The organism is Vibrio sp. V43_P6S15P86 (assembly GCF_009904725.1).
Classification (GTDB): Bacteria; Pseudomonadota; Gammaproteobacteria; order Enterobacterales; family Vibrionaceae; genus Vibrio; species Vibrio diabolicus.
Genome location: NZ_WXWT01000396.1, coordinates 1 through 5,719 on the forward strand (window position 1 = coordinate 1; position 5,719 = coordinate 5,719).

Genomic DNA, 5,719 nt, shown 5'->3' on the forward strand with positions numbered 1-5,719 from the left:
TGGCTGCTACCTGATGCAATATTGCAGACAATTTGTTGTTAATTTGTACAGTTAGTGGTTAATTGTTTGTTGTTGCCGTAGAGGCGCGGTCTCGAAGAGTAGCTATTATTGGGGTGATGCCAACGAATAATAGTGGAAGGCGAAGATTGCCGAAGTAAGTAACTCATCAAAGTTACTTGCTGGGGTTGTATCTGAAAGGAACAACACTGCCATAGTATATATTCACATTAAACTATGGAGCGCTACTGTAGGGTTGGGTGGAGTGTTCGCTTCCCTGTCGCTAAGTTCAACATGAGCACGTATCGTATGCTACGTGACTTGTCTGCAGTAGATCTCTAGCCAAACTTTGGTTTTTGAAGATCATGAATTTAATAGATTTTTCTAGTTCTCCTGTTTCATTATTGCCACCTATTGTCGCTTTGACTTTGGCGATTTTGACTCGACGTGTATTAGTTTCCTTAGGTGTAGGTATCGTGCTGGGTGCGGTTCTACTTAATAGCTGGTCTATCGGTGATACCGTTAGTTACGTGAGTTCTCAAGTTTCTTCTGTCTTTATCGAAGATGGCGGAATTAACACTTGGAACATGAGCATTGTTGGTTTCCTAATCTTATTAGGTATGACAACTGCATTATTAACGCTATCTGGTGGTACTCGTGCATTTGCCGAATGGGCACAATCTCGAGTGAAGAGTAAACGCGGCTCCAAACTTCTTGCTGCCTTTTTAGGCGTATTCATTTTTGTCGACGATTACTTTAACAGTCTTGCTGTTGGTGCCATTTCTCGTCCAGTAACCGATCGTTTTTATGTGTCTCGCGCGAAGCTTGCATACATTCTAGACTCAACTGCTGCACCAATGTGTGTGATCATGCCTGCTTCTAGCTGGGGTGCTTACATTATTACGATTATCGGCGGTATCTTAGTCTCACATGGGATCACTGAGTATTCGGCTCTTGGCGCGTACGTTCGTCTTATTCCAATGAACTTCTACGCAGTTTTTGCACTGCTTATGGTGTTTGCTGTGGCGTGGTTTGGCCTCGATATCGGTAAGATGCGTGAGCATGAAATCTCTGCATCTCAAGGCCGCGGCTTTGATAAAGACAAAGAAAACGACTCGCAAGAAGCGCATGATCTAAACGAAGAGCTAGATATCCGTGAAAGCGAAAAGGGTAAAGTGTCAGACTTGGTACTTCCTATCGTGACGCTGATTATTGCGACTATCGCTTCTATGCTTTACACGGGTGGCCAAGCATTGGCTGCTGACGGCAAAGAGTTTGCGCTTCTAGGTGCGTTTGAAAATACAGATGTAGGCACATCACTAATCTACGGTAGCTTGCTTGGCTTAGCAGTTGCACTGTTTACTGTTGTGAAGCAAGGTCTTCCAATGGGTGAAATTGCACGCACACTTTGGATTGGTGCGAAGTCTATGTTTGGCGCGATTCTAATCCTGGTATTTGCCTGGACTATCGGTTCGGTTATCGGTGACATGAAGACGGGTTCTTACCTTTCTACAATGGCGCAGGGCAATATCAATCCACATTGGCTACCGGTTATCCTATTCTTGTTGTCTGGTCTAATGGCATTTTCAACCGGTACTTCTTGGGGTACGTTCGGCATTATGCTTCCAATCGCGGGTGATATGGCTGGTGCAACCGATCTTGCGCTAATGCTCCCAATGCTAAGTGCAGTTTTAGCCGGTGCCGTTTTTGGTGACCATTGTTCACCTATCTCCGATACCACTATTCTGTCGTCGACTGGTGCACGTTGTAATCATATTGATCACGTATCAACACAGTTACCTTATGCATTATCAGTCGCGCTTGTTTCATGCGTGGGCTTTATTGCTCTTGGTATGACAGCTTCAATTGCGTTCTCTTTCATCGCAGCGTCGATTACATTCGTTATCGTTTGTGCGATTTTGTCATGGCTTTCAAAGTCAAAAATGGCATCTTGTCAGAGTGCGTAATTCACTGAATTAAAAAGTAAAATTATAGGAGGCTCCGGCCTCCTTTTTTATTCGTATTATACAATTCGATTTTTTTAAAATTAAAGGTTGAAAAAAGTAATCAGCTTAGTTAGTGTGGTTAACAACGAAGCAACTCAATAGAGTCTTAAATAAGTATGCGTAATTTTGTAATGAACATTCATCACCATCATCACCCAATCTAGTCTTTCGGGCGATGTACGCATACCCGGGAGGCAGGAAACTCCCGGAGGTGAAATCAAAGTAAAAGCAGATTTTAAACCCTCGGGAGACTCCAATCTCTCGAGGGTTTTTTAGTTTTATTAATTCAAAAATTACTTATATATCAAAATCTTGCACAGGGAAAAAGCAATGCAAACACAACGCTTAAGAATCGCAATTCAGAAAAAAGGTCGCCTTAGTAAAGAGAGCCAAGCTCTGCTAAAACAGTGCGGCGTAAAATTTAATGTAATGGGTGAGCGTTTAGTGGTTCACTCGGAGAACATGCCAATTGATTTGCTTTTGGTTCGTGACGATGACATCCCTGGCTTGATCATGGATGGCGTGGTTGACCTTGGTTTCATCGGAGAAAACGAACTAGAAGAAGTTCGTCTTGATCGCAAAGCTCTGGGTGAACCATGTGAGTTCGTACAACTTCGTCGACTGGATTTTGGCGGTTGTCGCTTGTCTATCGCTATCGACAAGGATGAAGAGTACAACGGTCCACAAGACTTAGCTGGTAAGCGTATTGCCACAACTTACCCTCAACTCCTAAAAGCTTACATGGATGAAGCAGGCGTTCCATTCTCCACATGTATGCTAACTGGCTCTGTAGAAGTTGCACCTCGCGCAGGTCTAGCTGACGCTATTGCTGATTTGGTATCGACTGGCGCAACGTTAGAAGCGAATGGCTTAAAAGAAGCGGAAGTGATCTTTAAATCTAAAGCGACGCTGATTCAACGTATCGGTGAGTTTGATGCGGACAAAACAGCACTGATTGAAAAACTACTGACTCGCATGCAAGGCGTACAACAAGCGAAAGAGTCTAAGTACATCATGCTTCACGCGCCAGCTGAAAAGCTCGATCAAATCAAAGCACTACTTCCTGGTGCTGAGGATCCTACGGTTCTTCCTCTTTCTGCAGATAAGCAGAAAATGGCTGTTCACTTAGTGAGTTCTGAAAACCTGTTCTGGGAAACCATGGAACAGCTAAAAGAGTTAGGTGCTAGCTCAATCCTAGTGCTACCAATTGAAAAAATGATGGAGTAAACATCATGAGAACAGTCGTTTGGCAATCTTTAAGTGAAGAGCAGCAAGATTCGATCTTAGAACGTCCTGCTATTGCAGAAGGTGCAAATATCACTGCAGCAGTGTCTGAGGTTATCGCTAAAGTTAGAAATGAAGGCGACTCTGCTCTCAACGAGCTGACAGAAAAGTTTGATCGCGTTAAACCTGAGTCCATTCGTGTTTCTTCTCAGGAAATTAAAGCCGCTTCAGAGCGCTTGTCTGAATCAATGAAAAACGCATTAGAGCAAGCTTATGCCAATATTTCTAAATTCCACAAAGCGCAAAAGCCACAGCCAATTAAAGTCGAAACTCAACCGGGTGTGCTTTGTGAACAGGTAACACGTCCAATTCAAAAAGTGGGTTTGTACATTCCTGGTGGTAGCGCGCCATTGCCATCGACGGTTTTGATGCTGGGCGTGCCCGCGAAAATTGCTGGCTGTCGTAAAGTTGTGCTTTGCTCTCCGCCTCCAATCGCTGACGAGATCCTTTACGTAGCAAAATTGTGTGGCATTGATGAAGTGTACAACGTCGGTGGTGGTCAAGCTGTTGCTGCAATGGCATATGGTACAGAGACCGTATCAAAAGTTGATAAGATTTTTGGCCCGGGTAACGCTTACGTGACGGAAGCAAAGCGCCAGGTGAGCAATGATTTCCGTGGCGCAGCGATTGATATGCCAGCGGGTCCTTCGGAAGTTCTTGTGATTGCGGATGAAACAGCGGACCCAGATTTTATTGCGGCGGACCTTCTAAGTCAGGCAGAGCATGGACCTGACTCTCAAGTTGTACTTGTGACGCCATCAGCCATTATTGCAGATCAGGTGACAGATGCCGTTCGTCGTCAATTGAAAGAGTTGTCTCGTTCAGAGATTGCAGAAAAAGCGCTCGCATCGAGTTTAATCATTATTGCTGAATCGATCACCCAAGCGATCTCTATTTCTAATTATTATGGCCCTGAGCACTTAATTGTTCAGACTAAGAACCCACGCGAGCTTCTACCTCTACTTGATAATGCAGGCTCTATCTTCCTTGGGGATTGGTCGCCTGAATCTGCGGGAGATTACGCATCGGGCACTAACCACGTTCTTCCTACTTACGGTTACACACGGACATATTCAAGCTTAGGTTTGGCTGATTTTTCTAAACGAATGACGGTTCAAGAGCTTTCAGCTGACGGTCTTAAAAATCTTGCGCCAACGGTTGTCACTATGGCTGAAGCAGAAGGTCTGGACGCCCACAAACGTGCTGTTACTATCCGTGTAGAAAAATTAGCAAGTAAGTAAGAATAAGAGAGTAAAGAGATGGAAAAGCTAGCGCGTAAACAAGTCCAACAGCTTACCCCTTATATGTCGGCTCGCCGAATCGGTGGTACGGGTGACGTATGGCTAAATGCCAACGAATCACCATTTAACAATGAATACAAAACAGACTTTGCTCGTCTTAATCGTTACAGCGAATGCCAACCGAAAGAACTGATTTCCGCTTACGCAGCGTATGCGGGTGTGAAACCAGAACAAACACTGACTTCTCGCGGCGCAGACGAAGGTATTGAGTTATTAATTCGTGCATTCTGTGAGCCGGGTGAAGATGCGATTCTTTACTGCCCACCAACTTACGGTATGTACGCCATCAGTGCAGAAACCATCGGTGTAGAGCGCAAAACCGTGCCGCTAACGTCAGATTGGCAATTAGACCTTGCAGGCATCGAAGCGAATCTGGATAACGTGAAACTGGTTTTTGTATGTTCGCCAAACAACCCAACGGGTAACTTGGTTAAGCGTGACGATATTGTCTCTTTGCTTGAGATGACAAAAGACCGCGCAATCGTGGTCATGGACGAAGCGTACATCGATTTTTGTCCAGAAGCGTCAACAGTAGATTTACTGGCAGAATATCCAAATCTAGCGATTCTGCGTACTCTGTCGAAAGCTTTCGCGCTTGCAGGTCTGCGTTGTGGATTTACGCTTGCGAACGAAGAGCTGATTAATGTACTTCTTAAAGTTATCGCACCTTACCCAGTACCGGTGCCAGTTGCAGAAATTGCTACTCAAGCGCTCTCAGAAGCAGGATTAGCGCGAGCGAAGTTCCAAGTTCTCGACTTGAACGCAAACCGAGCTTACTTACAAGTTGGTTTGTCGATGATTCCGGGTCTGGAGGTTTTTGAAGGGTGGGGTAACTACTTATTGGTGAAATTCCCAGATGGCGATGCTCTTTTCAAAGCCGCTTGGGATACGGGCATTATCCTGCGTAACTCGCCAATTGAGAACTGCGTGCGTATCAGTGTTGGTAACCGCGACGAGTGTGAAAAGACACTGGGTTTCATTAGAAACTACTATTCATAAATAGAATCTCAACGTTCTCGGTTTATGCCGAGAACGAAACAAGATTAGTAATAAGGAAGTTCGAGTGAGCAAGCAACAAAAAATCCTATTTATCGACCGAGATGGCACGCTGATTGTTGAGCCACCGATTGA

4 protein-coding genes, 1 riboswitch and 1 other annotated feature are annotated in these 5,719 nt (G+C 44.7%); all 4 genes read left to right on the forward strand.

The window, feature by feature from the left end:
- The first annotated feature begins 70 nt into the window (after positions 1-70).
- A riboswitch (Lysine riboswitch) is annotated at positions 71-253 on the forward strand.
- Positions 254-362: 109 nt separating this feature from the next.
- Positions 363-1,964 (forward strand): tetracycline efflux Na+/H+ antiporter family transporter Tet(35), encoded by a 1,602-nt coding sequence (gene tet(35), locus CAG69_RS17920; RefSeq protein ID WP_161445473.1) that lies wholly within the window; start codon positions 363-365, stop codon positions 1,962-1,964.
- A 178-nt stretch (positions 1,965-2,142) separates the two neighbouring features.
- Positions 2,143-2,280: a sequence feature (His leader region), on the forward strand.
- Between the two features lie 53 nt (positions 2,281-2,333).
- Positions 2,334-3,230, forward strand: a complete 897-nt coding sequence (gene hisG, locus CAG69_RS17925) for an ATP phosphoribosyltransferase (RefSeq protein WP_005390869.1) — start codon at positions 2,334-2,336, stop codon at positions 3,228-3,230.
- Positions 3,231-3,235: 5 nt separating this feature from the next.
- On the forward strand, positions 3,236-4,528 hold the full coding sequence (gene hisD / locus CAG69_RS17930) for a histidinol dehydrogenase (RefSeq protein WP_005390871.1): 1,293 nt from the start codon (positions 3,236-3,238) through the stop codon (positions 4,526-4,528).
- A gap of 18 nt (positions 4,529-4,546) precedes the next feature.
- Positions 4,547-5,587: a histidinol-phosphate transaminase gene (hisC, locus tag CAG69_RS17935; RefSeq protein ID WP_161445475.1), complete on the forward strand. Its 1,041-nt coding sequence runs from the start codon at positions 4,547-4,549 to the stop codon at positions 5,585-5,587.
- Positions 5,588-5,719: the final 132 nt, after the last annotated feature.